Raw genomic sequence first — 16,413 nt, 5'->3', positions numbered from 1 at the left:
GATGGCGAGGAGCGGCCCATGCCGAGAGTTTCCCAGGACCAGGCGAGGCTCAATCGCCAGAGGGTCGTCGAGGCGGCGGCCAAGATGGTGCGCGAGCGCGGGCTGCGCGAGGCCGGGGTCGCCGACATCATGAAGGCAGCCGGCCTGACGCATGGCGGCTTCTACAATCAGTTCGAGAGCAAGGACGCGCTGGTCGCGGAGGCGTTCGACTGGGCCCTGCAGCAGAACGACTACGACGGGTTGGAGGCGTTCGTCTCGATGTACCTCGACGAGCGGCACGTCGGCGCCCCTGGCGAGGGGTGTCCCATCGCGGCGCTGGCCAACGACATCACCCGCGAGGAACAGGGGAGCGTGGTGCGCCGCCATTTCACGCGCGGCGTGCGGCGCATGGCGGAGCGCATCGCGGGCGCGTTGCCGGCGGGCCTGGCCGAGCGGCGGCGGCGGAAGGCCCTCGCGACCATGTCGACCATGGTGGGAGCCATCATCCTGGCGCGCGCCGTCAACGACCGCGAGCTGAGGGACGAACTCGTGGAGGCGGCGAGATCGGCCGTCTCCGTCCCGTCCAAGTCCGGCGGCAACGCGGGTTGAGGATCAGCTCGGATCGACGGTCAGCCACCCGGCGCCAGGCTTCTCAAAAGCGATCGAGCTCGGCCGAAGGCCGATGCTGGAGGCCGCCCGTTCGCCCGGAATCCGTGCGTCCTGCCGCTCGCTCAAGGCCGCGGCATATCCATGAGGCGGTGTCGGACAGATGCCTCCCCTCTTCCTGATCGTGGGCGGGGAGCGCACCGGGAGCGTCTGTCCGGGAGCAGGGGCTCATACGGTTTCCGGATGATCGCTTCGCGATGCGGAAACCGGCCTCGCTCAGGCGCCGCGCGGGCTCGTGATACGGTTTCCGAAAGTGATCTTCCGGAAACCGTATCACCCCTTCCGGGCAGCGGCTCCGGGCGCGCAGGGGTGGTCCCTCGCGGGCAATGCCTGCAATGTCCGGCGACGATCGCCTTCCGGACACTCGGTATTGACCGTTCATCAGCCAAGGTCAAAAAGAACAGCCAATCTATCACATGGCTCAAGAGCAACTCTGCCAATGAGCATTCTGATAGCCGTACGAAGGGATCACCGCGAGATCATCGGAGAGACCGAGCATGCTGCGAAACATCGAAGGGCAGGTCGCCTGGGTCACGGGGGCGGGCTCCGGTATCGGCCGGGCAGCCGCGGTGGCGCTTGCGAAGGCCGGGGTGCGGCTCGCATTGTCGGGGCGCAGCCAGGAGACACTCGAGGCGACGGCCGATCTCGTCCGGGAGGCCGGGGGTGAGGCGCTCATCGCGCCTGCCGATATGGGCCGGGCCGACGAGGTCGAGCGCGCCTGGGAGACCGTTCGGTCCCACTATGGTCGCTGCGACATCCTGGTGAATTCCGCTGGCCTGAACGTTCCGAAGCGGGGTTGGAGCGAGATCGACCCGGCCGGCATCGACACGGTCATCGGAGTCGATCTCAACGGGCCCTTCTATGCCTCACGCCTCGTTCTGCCCGCCATGCGGGCCCAGCGGGACGGGCTGATCATTCAAGTGTCATCCTGGGCCGGACGCTACGTGTCCAAACTGACGGGCCCGGCCTACTCGGCCGCCAAGCACGGTCTCGTCGCGCTCTCGGAAAGCTTGAACCAGGAGGAATGCGGCCATGGCATCCGGTCCTGCTGCATCTGTCCCGGCGAGGTCGCGACGCCCATCATCGACAAGCGTCCCGTGCCGGTCACGGCGGAAGACAAGGCGCGCATGCTGCAGGCAGACGACCTCGCGGAGACGATCCTGTTCGTGGCCCGGCTGCCCCCGTCCGTGTGCGTCAACGAGATCCTGATCAGTCCGACCTGGAACCGCGGCTATCTGGAGGGCGTCAGGCTCTGACGGGCTTGGCGCCGACCACCGGACCTGGCCTCCTGTCGGCCATCTCGGCGGGGCGGCCGAAGGTCTGGACGTCGCGCGTTGCCGTCCGCTGCGGACGCGGCGCCAATCCCTTGCCAGCCGCAGCCGACCGCTCGGGTCCCCTCCGCTGTCCCTCGAGGAGTTACGCCCGCCGGACCGCAGAGCGTGACAGTACTACGGCGGAACGGGAGCACGTGATCCCAAGCGGCCCCACGCGACCCAGGTCTGGAACGTCCGTTTGCGACGGTTCTCCGGACGTTTGACTTCATGACACGGTTGATCGGCATCGGCTGCCACGCGGACCTTTCACGGCCGATGCGAGAGCGGCAGCTTGATCCTGATACGGTTTCCGGAAGATCACTTTCGGAAACCGTATCACGAGCCCGCGCGGCGCCTGAGCGAGGCCGGTTTCCGCATCGCGAAGCGATCATCCGGAAACCGTATGAGACGTATGCAGGTGATGGCGAGCCTCAGTCCGCCGGGGTGAAGCGCAGCGTGCCGGCTCGACGTGCTGGCCTGCCGGTGTCGTTCGGGTGATTGATCCCATCCGTGACGGGCACCTCAGGGAAGTCGAAGGGGCTGATGCCGTCAAGGCAAGCCACGTTCACGGCGTAGAGGCTGGTGTTGGATCGCCGTTGGTGGTGCGTGTAGATCCCGCAGCGAGAGCAGAAGAAGTGTTGTGCCGCGCCGGTGTTGAAGCGGTAGCTCGTCAACGCATCCTCGCCCTGCAGGACCTTGACGCCACCCATCTCCGCCATGGCGACGACGGCGCCGCGCATGCGGCAGTACGAGCAGGTGCAGCGGCGGATCGAAGCGAAGCCGTCGCTGAGCGTGACCTCGAAACGCACCGAACCGCAATGGCACCGGCCACATCGAACCTTCGCGTCGCCCATCACGGCACTCCTTCTTCCGTCCAGCCGTTCGCTCGAGAACCCATCACCAAGCCAGGCAGGCCGCGCCGAGGGCGACGGCCAGGCAGGACGCAATCCGCCGTGGGCTCAGCTCCTCCCTGAGGAAGAGCCGCCCGATGATGGCCGCGTACACCACGCTGGTCTCGCGCAACGCCGACACCACCCCCATCGCGTCGTATTGCATGGCCCAGATCACGATGCCGTACGCCAGGATCGAAACGAGCCCGCCACCGAGCGCCATCGCCGTCTGCACGCGGGTGTAGGCCGGCGGCGTCCCGCGCATCGCGACGTACAGGACCGGCATCGTCAGGCTCCAGAGCAGGAACATGCTCGCCGCGTAGGACAGGCTGTTCCCGGACAGGCGCACCCCGATCCCGTCGACGACGGTGTAGGCCCCGATCAGGACACCCGTGGTGAACGCGGCGGGCAAGAAGTCGGCCCGCACCCGCCGACCCGGGATGGCGAGCGAGAGGATGCCGCCGGACACCAGGGCGACGCCGACGATCGGGATCAGGCCGAGCGTCTCGTGCGCGAACGCCGCCGCGCCGAGCGCAACGAGGACGGGCGAGGAGCCGCGCGAGATCGGGTAGGTCTGCCCGAGGTCGCCCGAGCGGTAGGTGCGCACGAGGGAGAGGTTGTAACCGGTGTGGATCAGGGCGGAGGCGATGACGTAAGGCCAGCTCGCTGCGTTCGGCCAGGGAAGGAACACCATTGCCACCGCCGAGGCACCGGCAACGGCGATCATCATCAGCGTCATCGACCAGAGGCGGTCACTGCCGCCGCGCAGCACCGCATTCCAGCCGGCGTGCAGGATCGCGGCGCACACGACGCAGGCGAGGACGAGCGGGGTCATCGGCATGGTCGCCTTGGTGCTTCACGCTGTCCTCAGCGGCGCATGCGTCGCGAGCCGCGGCGACAAGGCGAGCGTGAGGGGAACGACGGCGAAGGCCGTAACCGCGGCGGCCATGGCGGCCCAGTTCGGCCCGACCGCGTCGCCGAGCGGACCGTAGAGCAGGGGCGTCGCAAGCGCGCTGCCGCCGAGCGTCCAGGTGTAGAAGATCGCGAAGGCCTTCTCGACGCGTCCGTTCGGTGCAAGCTCCGGCACCGTGCCGTAGAGCACGGAGGACGTGCCATTGAGCATGACGCCGAGCCCTGGCAACACGACGAGCGCAGGCGTGAGCGGCAGGGCGATGACCGCCAGGATCGCGACGGCTGTTCCCGTCTCGGTCAGAACCACGGTCCGCGTCACGCCGATGCGCTCGCCGAGCCGGCCGCAGACCGCCTTGCCGAGCGCGCCGCCGATGAAGACCAAGGAGAGCGCAAGGCCCACGGTGGTCAGCTCGGCCCCCTTCTCCCGCAGCAGGAACGGCAGGTAGATCAGGAAGGCGGGACGTGCGGCGTTATCGAGCATGCCGATGGAGACGAGCAGCCTGAAGCCGGCTTGGTCGCCCTGCCCCATGCGGGTGCGCGACGCAGCCGGGACGGCGTGTTCGGGTATCGCCCGTCGTGACGTGCGGTCACGCGGCAGCAGGCAGCCGACCACACACGCAACCACTATGCCGAGGCCCGCGATCAGCCAGAGCGCCGAGCGCCAGTCCGTGACTGTCAGCAGGAAGCCGACGAGGGGTGGCACGCTGGCCTTGCCGAGGTCACCCGTGAAGTTGTAGGTGCCGAGCGGGCCGCGGGCCGATCCTCGGTACGCCCGAGCGATCACCGCCGACGCAAGAGGATGCTGCGTGCTGCTGCCGGCCCCGCCGAGCGTGAGCGCGACGCACAGGCCGGTCAACCCGCCGGATGCGCCCGCGAGCGCGTAGCCGCCGGCGCTGAGCAGCGTACCGAGCAGCAACACCGGGCGTGCGCCGAGCCGTTCGGCAAGATGGCTGGAAGGCATCTGCAGCGCAGCCAGCGCGCCGTTGTAGAGACTGCGCAGCAGCGCCAACGCGGCGTAGCCGAGGGCGAACTCCCCCTGCCAGACCGGCAGGAGCACGTAGAGCAGGTCGGTATAGCCGTCGTGCAGCGCGTGGTTGATGCCCGTGGCCACCAGCGTGCGCCGCGCCTCCTGTGCAGATGCATCGTCGAGGGGCGCGGTTGAGTCTGTCGCGTGCCGCATCCGGCGTCCTGGGTTGTTGGCCACCACAGGATCGCGAACTCGCAGGCGGCCGACAAACGCCTTATGCTGACACTCGTGTGAGGAAATCTGACGCGTGCTACGCCGCCTGCCACCCCTGAACGCCCTGAAGGCCTTCGAGGCCGCCGGGCGCCACGTGAGCTTCACGCAGGCCGCGGCCGAGTTGCGCGTCACCCACGGCGCTGTCAGCCGGCACATCCAGGCACTCGAAGCGTGGCTCGGCGTGCCGTTGTTCGAGCGACACAACCGGCGCGTGAGCCTCACGGAGGCTGGCAGCCTGTACCTCGCGGAGATCGGCGCGGCCCTCGACCGCATCGCGCTGGCAACCACGCGTCAAGTGGAACGCGGCCGGCCGCGCTTGTTGCGCGTGAACGCGCTGGCGACCTTCACCCTGCGCTGGTTGATCCCGCGCCTGTCCGGCTTCCAGTTGGCAAATCCGGCCATCGAGGTCCGGCTGACGACCTCGAACGTTCCCTTGCTGCGCTTGGTCGAGCCGTTCGACGTCGCCATCCGCGGCGGTCCGGACGCGCGACCGGGTCATGTCGGACAGCCTTTCCTGTCCGAGAGGCGCATCCCGGTCTGCAGCCCGGCGCTGCTGCAGCGACTTCCGCTGGAGGAGCCGCGGGAACTCCGCAACCACACGCTGCTGCACGCGGCAACGCTTCCTCAGGTCTGGCCGCAATGGCTTCAGGCGGCCGGAGTGCCGGATCTGGAGCCGCAGGCATCGGTCACGCTCGAGCACTTCTACCTCACGCTGCAAGCAGCGCTCGATGGTCTGGGCGTGGCGATGGGGCCGGAGCGACTGGTTGCCGACGACGTCGCAGCCGGAAGGCTGACCTGCCCGTTCCCAGGACCTGCGCTACCGGCGCGCAGCTACTACACTTACGTGCCGGAGCCCCGGATGGAGGATCCGTCCGTTCGCGCATTCTGCGCTTGGCTGGTTGAGGCCGCCCGCCTCTGACGCCCGGGCGACCCGCGCGGCTCGATGAGGTTCTTCAAGGCGCGGTTGCCCACGTGCCGGCCGCGATGCGGCCACGCCCCCAGGCTCGCGGCCGTGGCGGGCCCCCGCACCACGTCGCCGCGCAGCAGGATGCTGCGGGCGCCCAGGAAGCCGATGCCAGACACCACCTGCGCGGCGAGACGATGCGCGACACCGGCGGCCTCGGCCCCTGATGCCACGTCGACGGCCGTGATCGCCGGTGCCGTCGCGGCCGCGCCTGCGACCCGGGCACGCGTGGCCGACGCCCTGGGCGACGGAACGCTCGTGGCGCTGGCGCGCGACGTCGACGTGGACTTTCCCGGCTTCACCTCCGTGACGGCCCGGACCGCCGCCATCGAGGATCGCAGGCTCCGCCCGGCGATCGGCGACTTCCTCTCGCGACGCGCCGCCTACCCGAGGTGGGCCGCGCGCCACCCGGAGGAAACGGCCAAGGCCGATGTCCGCACTCAGCAGTTGAAGGACACGGCCGCCCTCCTCGCGGCCCGGAGCAGCGCGACGACGCTGATCCCGGTGCGTCCTAGGCTCCGTGCGGCCGGTCCGCGCCGCGCTGCCGACCCTGCTCAAGCAGGGCGCGGGGGCGATCGTCCTGATCAGCGGCCGCGGCGGCATCGATCCGCCGCCGCACCACTTCCCCGGTTCCTCCGTCAATGCTGCCCTCGACCTCCTCGTGCAGGGACTGGGCCGGCGCTACGGACCAGACGGGATCCGGGTCAACGCCGTGGCCCCCGGACCGATCGCGTCGCCCCGGCTGGCGGAGATGGGACAAGGGAGGCCGGCCACGCGGGCGGCCACGCCCGGTCCCGGGCTGCCGGAGGATGTGGCGAACGCGGTCGCTTTCCTGCTGTCCGACGCCGCGCGGCTCGTGAACGGAACCCGGCTCCTCGTCGACGGAGGCGGCCCCCCGCTCGCCGGGTGAGCGCATCGGCACGGCGCATCCCCGCAGCGGGCTCGCCGGGCCTCGCCGCCACAACGACGGCCTCCCGGCTCCACTCAAGATGGGATCAAATCACCGTTCCCAGTCAAACAAAGAAAATTGCTTCTTATTGACATTGAGATCACGATCATCGATCAATTTCAACACCGCCGCAGAGGTCTTTAAAACCTCGATCAATTGAACATCATGTGCCCTCTGGAGCGCATGATGTCCCTTTCGATCCGTCGAGGGGCGAGTATCACCCCAGCGGTGCCCGCCCGATCCTCGCCGATGCTTGTCGCACATGCACCGAAAGCCGGCCCTGTCGATGCCCCAATTCCCGCATCCTGCCGATGTTTCGCACGCCGCGCACGGGTGGTGGTGACGCCATGGGCGCCAGGCAACTCCACCTCAACCTGAACTTCCTCAACGCAGGGACCTTCGCGTCCGCGTGGCGCTGGCCGGCCTCCGCGCCGCGCGACTTCGCGGATGTCGGCTTCTACGTGCACGTGGCGCAACTCGCCGAACGCGCGACGTTCGACGCCATCTTCCTGGCCGACATCCCCGCCCTGTCGGACCGGCCCGAGTTCCGGCCGTTCAACGCGCTCGAACCCACCATCGTGCTGGCGAGCGTCGCGGCGGCGACGTCGCGGATCGGGCTGATCGCCACCGCCTCGTCGAGCTTCAACGAGCCCTACAACATCGCGCGCCGCTTCGCCTCGCTCGACCATGTCAGCCGCGGGCGCGCCGGCCTCAACGTGGTGACGACCGCCGATCCGGCGGCCGCGCGGAACTTCGGGGCCACGGCGCGGGCCGATCACGGGGCGCGCTATCGCCGCGCGGCCGAGTTCACTGCCCTGGTCAAGGCGCTCTGGGACAGCTGGGACGACGACGCGCTCGTCGGCGACAGGCACGCGGCGCGGTTCCTCGACCCGGCGCGGATTCATCCGCCGGAGTGGCGGGGCGAGCACTTCACCGTCCTCGGGGCCCTGAACGTGCCTCGGCCGCCGCAGGGCCATCCGGTGCTGGTGCAGGCCGGCGGCTCCGACGACGGCAAGGCGCTTGCGGCGGCGCATGCCGACGCGGTCTTCTCGGTCGCCCACACCCTCGACGACGCGCTGGCGGACGCGCGTGATCTGCGCGCCCGCGCAGCCGCCGAGGGGCGCGACCCGGACGGGCTGCTGATCGTCCCCGGCCTCGTCACCGTCATCGGCAGCACGGAGGAGGAGGCGAGGCGCCGGGAGGAGGAGCTCTGGGACCTCGTTCCCCTCGAATACGGCCTCGGGCGGCTCGCGGGCATCCTGGGGGTCGACCCCGCGCGGCTGCGGCTCGACGAGCCCCTTCCCGCCGACCTCGCCCTGCCCGAACATGGCATGCAGACGTTCTTCCGGGGCGCGGTGTCGCTGGCGGCCCGGCGCGGCCTCACCGTCCGCGGGCTGATCCGCGCCCAGGGCGGCGGCACCGGGCACCGCGTGCTGGTCGGCACGCCCGAGCAGATCGCCGACGACATCGAACGGTGGTTCCGGTCGGGCGCCGTCGACGGCTTCAACGTCATGCCGGACGTGATCGCGGACGGCTTCCCGGCTTTCGCCGAGACGGTGGTCCCGCTGCTGCGACGCAAGGGCGTGTTCCGGCACGCCTACGAGGGCACGACGCTGCGCGAACACCTCGGTCTGCCGCGACCCGCCCGACGACCGGCCGCGCCGCGTCCCGCGGCCGAGGCCCTCGCCGAGGCCCTCCTGGAGGAGACCCTGCCATGACGGTTCCCACCTTTCGGCCGAGCCCGGCCGCGGACGGCCCGATCGCCGTCGATTCCCCCGACCTCGCCGCGCTGCTGCGCGTGATCGCCGACGGGGCCGCGGCTCGCGAGCGGGGCGAGGCGAGCGCCGTCGAGGCGATCGGCCTCGTGCGCGGTGCCCGCCTCGGTGCCTTCCGGCTGCCGCGGGACGAGGGCGGGAGCGGCGGCTCGCTGCGGGATCTGTACGAGATCGTCATCGCGCTCGGCGAGGCGGATTCCAACATCCCCCACATCCTGCGCAATCACTTCGCCTTCGTGGAGAGGGCCCTGCGCAACCGGGGCGCGGCCGGCTACGACGGCTGGCTCGCGGCCATCCGCGCCGGGCGCCTGTTCGGCCTCGGGGCGAGCGAACTCGGCACGCAGAACATCGGCGACGGGACGAGCGAGACGCTGCTCGCGCCGCACGGCGATGGCTATCGGCTGAGCGGACGCAAGTACTACAGCACGGGCAACCTCTACGCCGACCTCCTGTTCATCAACGCCCGCACGCCGGAGGGCGAGCGCGTCGCCGCCATCATCCCGGCCGACCGACCGGGGGTGGACCTCACGGACGATTGGGACGGGATCGGGCAGCGGCTGACGGCGAGCGGCACCACGGTGCTGGACGACGTCGCGGTCGCCGCCGATGAGGTCGTGCCCCTCGCGCAGGAGCGGCGCGTCCCGCACGAGGCCACCTTCCAGCAGCTCTACCTCACGGCGATCATCGCCGGCATCCTGCGGGCGGTGGTGCGGGATGCTGCCGCGCTCCTGACCTCGCGCCCGCGCAACTACTACCACGCGGTCGCGGACAAGCCTGCCGAGGACCCGCTGCTGCAGGAGATCCTGGGCCGGCTCGCCGGCACCGCCTACGTGGCCGAGGCCGCCGTGCTCCGGGCCGCCGAGGCGCTCGAACTCGCCTTCGACTCCGCCCTCGCCGGCCCCCCCGACGAGGCGCTGTTCCGCGAGGCGGCTCTGCGGGCCGCCAAGGCCAAGGTGGTGGTGGACGACCTCGCCCTGAACGCGGCGACGCGCCTGTTCGAGGTCGGCGGCGCCTCCGCGGCGACGCAGAGCGCCGGCCTCGACCGCCACTGGCGCAACATCCGGACGATCTCCTCGCACAACCCCGTCGCCTACAAGGCGCGGGCGATCGGCCGCCACGTCCTCGACGGCACGCCGCTCCCGGCCGCCGCCTTCTTCTGACCGCCGGAGGGACCCGCCCCATGACGCTCGCCGTAGAACCCCGCACCACCGAGGACGGGTCGATCCCGCTCATCGACGTCGCGACGCTCGCCGGCCTCCTCGCGGATGGCGGCGAGAGCGCGCTCGTCGACGTGCGCGAGGAGGGCGTGCAGGCCCGCGATGGCCAAATCCTCCTCTCGGTGCCCCTGCCGCTCAGCCGGCTCGAACTGCGCGCCGGGCTCCTCCTGCCGCGCCGGGACGTTCGCCTCGTCGTGACGGACGCCGGCGACGGCGCCCTCGCCGCCCTCGCCGCCCGGCGCCTCCGGGACCTCGGCTTCACGGACGTGTCGCTCCTCGACGGCGGGGTCGCGGCCTGGATCGCATCGGGCCGCGAGACCTACACGGGGTCGAGCGCCTACAGCAAAGCCTTCGGGGAGTTCGTCGAGCACGCCTACCGGACTCCGCACCTGTCGGCCGTCGAGGTGAAAAGCCGCCTCGACGCGGGAGAGGACCTTGTCGTCCTCGACGGACGGACCCTGCCGGAATTCGAGGCCTTCAGCATCCCGGGCGCCCACGCGGTCCCGAATGCCGAACTCCCCTACCGCGTGCACGATCTCGTCCGCTCGCCCGCGACCCTGGTGGTCGTCAACTGCGCTGGGCGCACCCGCTCGATCATCGGCGCGCAGGCGCTGATCAACGCGGGCCTGCCGAACCCCGTCGCCGCCCTCGAGAACGGCACGATGGCCTGGCTCAAGGCGGGCTACGCGCTCGATCACGGCGTCTCCCGTCCGGCCCCGGCGCCGAGCCCGGCGGGTCTCGCCGAGGCCCGCGCCGCGGTCGAGCGCCTGACCCGCCGCTTCGGGCTGCGCTGGCTGGACGAGGCTGGGCTGGCGGGGTTGGAGGCGGAGCGCCCCGCGCGCACGCTCTACCTCTACGACGTCCGGACGCGGGCGGAATTCGAGGCCGGGCACCTGCCCGGCTCCCACTGGGCCGAGGGCGGGCAACTGGTGCAGGGCATCGACCGGTTCGCGGCCGTGCGCAACGCGCGCCTGGTGGTGATCGACGACGAGAACGGCGCGCGTGCCGCGATCACGGCATCGTGGCTCGTGCAGCTCGGCTGGGGGGAGGTCTACGCCTACCGCCTGCCGCCCGGGCGGCGCGAGGCCGGCCCGGACTGGATCCCGCCGCTCGGCGCGCCGGAGGGACCCGCCGAGGCGATCTCGCCGCGTCAGGCGGAATCGCTGCTCGCCCGCGGCGGGGCCGTCGTGCTCGACCTCGCGACCAGCCTCGACTACGCGGCCGGGCACGTACCGGGCGCCCTGTTCGCGGTCCGCGCGCGCCTCGCGGAGGGTCTCGACCGCCTGCCGGAGGGGGAGATCCTCGTGACCTCGCCGGACGGCGTGCTGGCCGCCTACGCGGCACCCGAGCTCGCCCGTCTGACCGGCCGGCCCGTGCGCCGGCTCGCGGGCGGGACGCAGGCGTGGCGGGCGGCCGGCCTGCCGGTCGAGACCGGCGAGACGGCCCTCCACCACGCGCCCGACGACGTCTGGCGCTCGCCCTACCACGCGGCCGGCGACCGCCAGGCGGCGTTCCGCGCCTACCTCGACTGGGAGGTGAACCTCCTGGCGCAGATCGGCCGAGACGACACGGTGCGCTTCCGGACCTTCCCGGTGGAGCACGCGGCGCCGCCGGCCGGTCAGGGACCGGTGGGCCTCGCCCCATGAGCGCCGCCGCGCCCACCCGTCCGCGCGGCGAGGCGGCGGCCGGCGCCCCGCCCTTCGCGCTCGTGAACCTGCCCTCCGACGCGACCGCGCCGGGCCCTGCGACCCGTCTCGCGCGCGGCCGGCGCCTGGCGTCGCGGGCCCTCGCCCCCCTGCTCTTGCTCGCGGCATGGCAGCTCGCCTCCGCCACGGGCCTCGTCGCTCGCGAAGTGCTCCCGGCCCCGACGGACGTCGCCGCGGCCTATGGCGAGCTGATCTCCACCGGGGAGCTCCAGGAGGCGCTGCCGGCCTCCCTGGCGCGCTCGCTGGTCGGCCTCGCCCTCGGAGGCGGCGTCGGCCTCCTGCTCGGGCTCGGGGCCGGCCTGTGGCAAGTGGGCGAGGAACTCTTCGACGCCGCCCTGCAGATGCTGCGGACCGTGCCGTTCATCGCCATGATCCCCCTCTTCATCATCTGGTTCGGCATCGGCGAGGGCGCCAAGATCGCACTGATCACCGCGGCCACGATCTTCCCGGTCTACCTGAACACCTACGCGGGCGTGCGGGGCGTCGATCCCAAGCTGATCGAGGCGGCCCGGGTGTTCGATCTCGCGCCGCGCGCCATCGCCCTGCGGGTGATCCTGCCCACTGCCCTCCCGTCGATCCTGGTCGGGCTGCGCTACGCGGCGGGCGTCGCCCTGCTGGCCCTGGTCGCGGCCGAGCAGATCAACGCCCGCTCGGGCATCGGCTACATCCTGATCAACGCCAACGTAAACCAGCGCGCCGACGTCATCGTGGCGGGGATCATCCTCTACGCGCTTCTCGGCATCGTCATCGACCTGATCATGCGCGGCGTCGAGCGGCTCGCGCTGCCATGGAGGGGCAAGCTTGTCCTCGCCTAACCTCGCACGCCTCGACCGGGCGAAGCCCGACCTCGCCGATGAGGCGCCCCTTGCGCTCGACCTGCGCGGCGTGCGCCGCGCCTTCGGCGCGCGCACCGTCCTCGACGGGGTCGACCTCGCGGTACGCCACGGCGAGTTCGTCTCCCTGCTCGGCCCTTCGGGCACCGGCAAGACCACGCTGCTGCGCATCCTCGCCGGGCTCGACCGGGCGAGCGCGGGCGAGGTGCGCGTGGCCGCTCGGCGCTCGGTGGTGTTTCAGGAGCCGCGGCTGGTGCCGGCCATGCGGGTCTGGCGCAACGTCGTGCTCGGCCATGCGCGAGGGCGCGCGGCGCGGCGGCGCGCCGAAGCGGCCCTCGCGGAGGTCGATCTCACCCACCACGCCGAGGCATGGCCGCGGACCCTCTCCGGCGGCGAGGCCCAGCGCGTCGCGCTGGCCCGGGCGCTGGCGACGGAGCCGGGCCTGCTGCTGCTGGACGAGCCCTTCGCGGCCCTCGACGCCCTGACCCGGATCCGCATGCACGCGCTGGTGGACCAGCTCTGCGAGCGCCACCGGCCCGCCGTGGTGCTCGTCACGCATGACGTCGACGAGGCAATCCTGCTCTCGGACCGCATCCTGGTGCTGGCCGGGGGCGGGATCCGCTTCGACGCACGGATCCCGCTCCGGCGGCCCCGGCAGCGGCTCGACCAAGCCTTCGCTGCCCTGCGGGCGCGGCTCCTCGCGGAACTCGGCGTCGCCCCGACGGACGTGGCCGCCTGATCCCGATGCACTCCCCCTTCCCGTTCGAGGCCCTTGCCATGCCGATCCGTCTCCTCCCTTCGCGCCGCGCGCTCCTGGCCGTGCTCCTCGCCCTGGTGCCGGCGCCGTCCTTCGCCGAGGGTCCGGTGCCGGACGGCGCGGCCCGTACCAAGCTGCTCGTCGGCTTCCAGGACTGGACGCTGCCCGAGACCGTCGCCGCCTCCGGCGTGCTCGCGGGCGCCCCCTACGACATCCAGTGGGTGGTGCTGCCGGGACCGGCCGCGCAGCTCTCGGCGCTCTACTCGAAAGCCATCGACATCGGCCACATGGGCGACACCTCGCTCATCATCGAGCAGGGCAAGGCCAAGGCGCCCTGGACGCCCGAGGCGGTGCCGCTTCAGATCGTGGCCGGCTGGCGCGCCACCGACGCGCAGTACCCGCCGATCGTCACCGTCGGCCGCACCGCCGCAGGGGTGAACGCACTCGCCGACCTGCGGGGCCGGACCTGGGCCTACAATTTCGGCGGCTTCAACTACCTGCAATACGTGCTCTCTACCCTGAAGGCCGGCTTCGGCCCCAAGGATTACGAGCCCGTGCAACTCGCCGACCAGAACGCGACCTCGGCCGCCTTCCTGGCCGGCCGCGTGGACGGTTTCTCGGGCAGCGCCATCGTGGTCGCGGAGGCGATCGAGCGGGGCACCGCCAAGGTCCTGGTGACGAGCGACGACCTCGACATCCCGGCGCTCAACGTCCTGACGGCCCGCGGCGACGTCCTGCGCGACCCGGTGAAGAAGGCAGCGCTCTCCGACTTTCTGGCGCGCCTGCGCCGGCATTGGGACTGGTTCTCCGCCAACACGGGCAAGGTGGAATCGCTGCTCGTCGAGAAGCTCAAGCAGACGCCCGCCCGGGCGAAGATCTCGACCGCGTACCTCAAGGCCAGCTTCCAGCCGCTCGACGACGCGCTGATCCGGCGCGAGCAGCGCATCGCCGACGTGCTGTTCGAGGCGAAGGCGATCCCCAACAAGATCGACGTCACGGTGGAGTTCAGCCGCGATTTCAACGCGGCGACCGCCCCGTCAGCGCAGAACTGATGCGCCTGAGCGAAGACAAAATCCTCCGATCCGAAGGCGTCAAGGGGATTTAGCGACAGAACACGAAGACGCTCATAGCAATGCACTCTCGGTATCTTTGCCTTTCGGACGCCCGACCCTGCATGTGTCGTCACGCGTCGATGCACCACCGAGATTTTGCCGGATCGTCTCGCAGATCTGACGGAACTCGGGAAGCAGGCGAACCTCGCGAAAGTCCCGGGGGCGCGGCAGGTCGATCCGATACTTGCTCCAGACCCGAGCGTCCTCGACGGAGCTCCCGCCGATCGGCTGCGCCCCGACGAGGAGCTCGTCGAGCGTCGGCGTGCGCGTCGGCGGGATCGCCACGGCGCGCCGGTGGCGGTCTTCACTCTCGCGGCAGGTCGCAATGCGGGCTTGGCGCCGGGCGCGGCGCCGGACGTCGTCGGTCATCGGGGAAGGCTCGCTGGAACGGGGGCACGCGCGGGCGGGCGCCGAGTTGGGGGCTCAGGCGGGGCGGCGGGCTATCCGTTTCAAGAAGCGAGCGGTCACGGGGCGATCTCCCGGGGTGGGGCAGCCAACGTGGCAGGCGTGAACTCCCCCGGTGTCTGGTTGCGAACGTTATTGGGACGCGGCACGTTGGGCGATTGAGGAGCATGCATGGCACTTCGAGCGGGCACACCGCTCCACCGTCCGGAGGACGCGCTGATGCACGCGATCCACCCCAACGCCCGCACCACACCTGCCGTGCGCGCCGACATCGCCCGCTCTCGTGAGCCCTCCGGTGTTTTCGCCCGCCGCCACAGCGTCTCTCACCGAAACCATCCGCAAGTGGCGCAAGCGCGGAACCGACGACTGCCAGGACCGCTCGGCCCGACCTCACCCTGCCGTGGAAGGCCAGCGAGGAGGAGCGCGCCATCGTCTGCGCCCTTCTCGCTCCACCGGCTTTCCTCTCGACGACCTCACCTGCGTGGTCACCCATTTCCTGCCCCACCTCAACCGCGATGCCGTCTATCGCATCCTCAAGGCCGAAGGCCTCAACCGTCTCCCGCCCGCAAACCAGTCCCGCAAATCACACGGCACGTTCAAGGAATACGAGATCGGCTTCTTGCATATGGACGTGAAGCACTGGCCCAAGTTGCGCGGCCAGGACGGATCAACCCGTAAACGCTATCTGTACGTCGCTATCGATCGGGCGTCGCGCTTCGTGCATCTCTCCGTCAAAGATGACGAAACCACCGCCTCAACCGTCGTCTTCCTGGATGAGGCCGTCGCAGCTCTCCCTTTCCGGGTCACCCACCTGCTGGCCGACCGCGGATCCTGCTTCACGGCTGATGCCGTCGAAGCTGCTTGCCGGCGCCACGAGGTCGAGCATCGCAAGACGAGACCGTACACCCCGAAAACCAACGGCATGGTCGAGCGCTTCAACGGTCGCGTGCAACGCGAGGGGCTCGGCATTACGATCTACAGCCACCAGGATCTGGAAATCCTGCTGGCGGGCTTCAACGTCGCCTACAATGGTCGTCGACGGCGTGCCCTGAATGGTCTCTCGCCCGAGATGGGCTTGCACCAACGTCTGAAGGACAAACCTGCCCTGGCTGGCGCAGCAGCCAAGAATGCCGATCGCACCGCGCTGGAAGGAGCGCTCAAGGTTGTTGCCAATGCCAAGGAGGTCTCACAACCAGACACGCACGAGCCTGCGCAACGTCAGCTCGATGCGAACGCCGGCGCCGGGGCCGTCCTCGACGGGGTAGCGGGGCGGCACGTCGTCGACGTGGCCCGCCGGGCGGCGAGGCGGCTCCATGCCGGCGAGGACGCGCAGGACAGTGGCAGGGTCGTACTCGTCGGACATGGCCGCAGACTCGCGTCGGCCAGGCCCGGTAGCAAGGCCGGTCGGGTGTGCAGGCGTGGCCTGGAAGGGATACGCCACCCGGCGCAGGCTGCCGGATGGTCCGCCCGGGCGTTCGAATCCAGGCGGATCGCCCGGCAAGCGTGCAGAAAAATCCGCCCGAGAACGAGAAAGCCCCGGACGACGGGTCCAGGGCTTCAAAAGCTAAGTGGCTGATCCTGAGAGGGAAAAGCCGGATTTTGTTGGTAGCGGAGGAGGGACTCGAACCCCCGACACAAGGATTATGATTCCTCTGCTCTAACCAGCTGAGCTACTCCGCCGCTCCGGGCCGGGGA

General features: G+C 70.7%; 14 protein-coding genes, 1 tRNA gene and 2 pseudogenes. 11 read left to right on the top strand and 6 right to left on the bottom strand.

All coding sequences use genetic code 11. The features are described from left to right. The first annotated feature begins 18 nt into the window (after positions 1-18). Both ACE101_RS19760 and ACE101_RS19755 read left to right on the top strand, forming a co-directional pair. On the top strand, positions 19-588 hold the full coding sequence (locus tag ACE101_RS19760) for a TetR/AcrR family transcriptional regulator (RefSeq protein ID WP_379133027.1): 570 nt from the start codon (positions 19-21) through the stop codon (positions 586-588). A gap of 554 nt (positions 589-1,142) precedes the next feature. Beyond that, entirely contained in the window at positions 1,143-1,901 is a 759-nt protein-coding gene (locus ACE101_RS19755) for an SDR family oxidoreductase (RefSeq protein WP_379133024.1), read from the top strand. A gap of 488 nt (positions 1,902-2,389) precedes the next feature. Here the strand turns inward: ACE101_RS19755 and ACE101_RS19750 are convergent, their stop codons facing one another. From ACE101_RS19750 to ACE101_RS19740, 3 genes are read right to left on the bottom strand one after another with little or no spacing between them, the layout of a single operon-like run. Then, entirely contained in the window at positions 2,390-2,812 is a 423-nt protein-coding gene (locus ACE101_RS19750) for a GFA family protein (RefSeq protein ID WP_379133021.1), read from the bottom strand. A 43-nt stretch (positions 2,813-2,855) separates the two neighbouring features. After that, a complete protein-coding gene (locus ACE101_RS19745) occupies positions 2,856-3,683 on the bottom strand; it encodes an EamA family transporter (RefSeq protein WP_379133018.1) in 828 nt (275 codons plus the stop codon). 21 nt (positions 3,684-3,704) lie between these two features. Continuing rightward, the gene (locus ACE101_RS19740) at positions 3,705-4,940 is read right to left on the bottom strand and encodes an MFS transporter (protein WP_379133015.1); all 1,236 of its coding nucleotides are present in this window, start codon (positions 4,938-4,940) and stop codon (positions 3,705-3,707) included. 94 nt (positions 4,941-5,034) lie between these two features. On the opposite strand from ACE101_RS19740, the gene gcvA reads away from it, so the two are divergent. Continuing rightward, positions 5,035-5,919 (top strand): transcriptional regulator GcvA, encoded by an 885-nt coding sequence (gcvA, locus tag ACE101_RS19735; RefSeq protein WP_379133012.1) that lies wholly within the window; start codon positions 5,035-5,037, stop codon positions 5,917-5,919. Between the two features lie 47 nt (positions 5,920-5,966). Here the strand turns inward: gcvA and ACE101_RS19730 are convergent. Beyond that, a pseudogene (locus tag ACE101_RS19730) lies at positions 5,967-6,101 on the bottom strand (MgtC/SapB family protein); the annotation flags it as partial. A gap of 383 nt (positions 6,102-6,484) precedes the next feature. Between ACE101_RS19730 and ACE101_RS19725 the strand changes: the two are divergent. The 7 genes from ACE101_RS19725 (at position 6,485) to ACE101_RS19695 (ending at position 14,253) form a co-directional block, all read left to right on the top strand. Beyond that, positions 6,485-6,874 carry an SDR family NAD(P)-dependent oxidoreductase gene (locus tag ACE101_RS19725; RefSeq protein WP_379133009.1) on the top strand — a complete coding sequence of 130 codons (390 nt, stop codon included), beginning with the start codon at positions 6,485-6,487 and terminating at the stop codon, positions 6,872-6,874. Positions 6,875-7,260: 386 nt separating this feature from the next. Next, positions 7,261-8,631 (top strand): NtaA/DmoA family FMN-dependent monooxygenase, encoded by a 1,371-nt coding sequence (locus ACE101_RS19720; RefSeq protein WP_379133006.1) that lies wholly within the window; start codon positions 7,261-7,263, stop codon positions 8,629-8,631. After that, positions 8,628-9,848, top strand: a complete 1,221-nt coding sequence (locus ACE101_RS19715; RefSeq protein WP_379133004.1) for an acyl-CoA dehydrogenase family protein — start codon at positions 8,628-8,630, stop codon at positions 9,846-9,848. Before ACE101_RS19720 ends, ACE101_RS19715 begins: the two co-directional genes overlap by 4 nt. A gap of 20 nt (positions 9,849-9,868) precedes the next feature. Then, positions 9,869-11,551, top strand: coding sequence for a rhodanese-like domain-containing protein (locus ACE101_RS19710; protein ID WP_379133001.1), 1,683 nt, complete (start codon positions 9,869-9,871; stop codon positions 11,549-11,551). Further along, entirely contained in the window at positions 11,548-12,426 is an 879-nt protein-coding gene (locus tag ACE101_RS19705) for an ABC transporter permease (RefSeq protein WP_379132999.1), read from the top strand. Before ACE101_RS19710 ends, ACE101_RS19705 begins: the two co-directional genes overlap by 4 nt. Continuing rightward, positions 12,413-13,183: an ABC transporter ATP-binding protein gene (locus ACE101_RS19700; RefSeq protein WP_379132997.1), complete on the top strand. Its 771-nt coding sequence runs from the start codon at positions 12,413-12,415 to the stop codon at positions 13,181-13,183. The genes ACE101_RS19705 and ACE101_RS19700 overlap by 14 nt, the downstream gene beginning before the upstream one ends. A 38-nt stretch (positions 13,184-13,221) precedes the next feature. Next, the gene (locus ACE101_RS19695; protein ID WP_379132994.1) at positions 13,222-14,253 is read left to right on the top strand and encodes an ABC transporter substrate-binding protein; all 1,032 of its coding nucleotides are present in this window, start codon (positions 13,222-13,224) and stop codon (positions 14,251-14,253) included. A 72-nt stretch (positions 14,254-14,325) separates the two neighbouring features. Here the strand turns inward: ACE101_RS19695 and ACE101_RS19690 are convergent, their stop codons facing one another. Further along, the gene (locus ACE101_RS19690) at positions 14,326-14,682 is read right to left on the bottom strand and encodes a hypothetical protein (RefSeq protein WP_379132991.1); all 357 of its coding nucleotides are present in this window, start codon (positions 14,680-14,682) and stop codon (positions 14,326-14,328) included. A 255-nt stretch (positions 14,683-14,937) separates the two neighbouring features. Here ACE101_RS19690 and ACE101_RS19685 point away from each other — a divergent pair. Further along, positions 14,938-15,916: pseudogene (locus tag ACE101_RS19685) on the top strand (DDE-type integrase/transposase/recombinase); the annotation flags it as partial. A gap of 405 nt (positions 15,917-16,321) precedes the next feature. Here ACE101_RS19685 and ACE101_RS19680 read toward each other — a convergent pair. Continuing rightward, positions 16,322-16,398: transfer RNA gene (locus ACE101_RS19680), tRNA-Met, on the bottom strand. Positions 16,399-16,413 lie beyond the last annotated feature (15 nt).

It is taken from the genome of Methylobacterium carpenticola (assembly GCF_042748905.1).
GTDB classification, from domain to species: domain Bacteria; phylum Pseudomonadota; class Alphaproteobacteria; order Rhizobiales; family Beijerinckiaceae; genus Methylobacterium; species Methylobacterium carpenticola.
Note: the sequence above shows the minus strand (reverse complement) of the source record. Positions and strands in the feature narration are given on the sequence as shown.

Excerpts from the sequence above, each read along its gene's own strand:
- ACE101_RS19755 (WP_379133024.1), top strand. The coding sequence starts at position 1,143 with ATGCTGCGAAACATCGAAGGGCAGGTCGCCTGGGTCACGGGGGCGGGC.
- ACE101_RS19760 (WP_379133027.1), top strand. The coding sequence starts at position 19 with ATGCCGAGAGTTTCCCAGGACCAGGCGAGGCTCAATCGCCAGAGGGTC.
- ACE101_RS19740 (WP_379133015.1), bottom strand. The coding sequence starts at position 4,940 with ATGCGGCACGCGACAGACTCAACCGCGCCCCTCGACGATGCATCTGCA.
- ACE101_RS19705 (WP_379132999.1), top strand. The coding sequence starts at position 11,548 with ATGAGCGCCGCCGCGCCCACCCGTCCGCGCGGCGAGGCGGCGGCCGGC.
- ACE101_RS19715 (WP_379133004.1), top strand. The coding sequence starts at position 8,628 with ATGACGGTTCCCACCTTTCGGCCGAGCCCGGCCGCGGACGGCCCGATC.
- ACE101_RS19695 (WP_379132994.1), top strand. The coding sequence starts at position 13,222 with ATGCCGATCCGTCTCCTCCCTTCGCGCCGCGCGCTCCTGGCCGTGCTC.
- ACE101_RS19750 (WP_379133021.1), bottom strand. The coding sequence starts at position 2,812 with ATGGGCGACGCGAAGGTTCGATGTGGCCGGTGCCATTGCGGTTCGGTG.
- ACE101_RS19720 (WP_379133006.1), top strand. The coding sequence starts at position 7,261 with ATGGGCGCCAGGCAACTCCACCTCAACCTGAACTTCCTCAACGCAGGG.
- ACE101_RS19710 (WP_379133001.1), top strand. The coding sequence starts at position 9,869 with ATGACGCTCGCCGTAGAACCCCGCACCACCGAGGACGGGTCGATCCCG.
- ACE101_RS19745 (WP_379133018.1), bottom strand. The coding sequence starts at position 3,683 with ATGACCCCGCTCGTCCTCGCCTGCGTCGTGTGCGCCGCGATCCTGCAC.
- ACE101_RS19690 (WP_379132991.1), bottom strand. The coding sequence starts at position 14,682 with ATGACCGACGACGTCCGGCGCCGCGCCCGGCGCCAAGCCCGCATTGCG.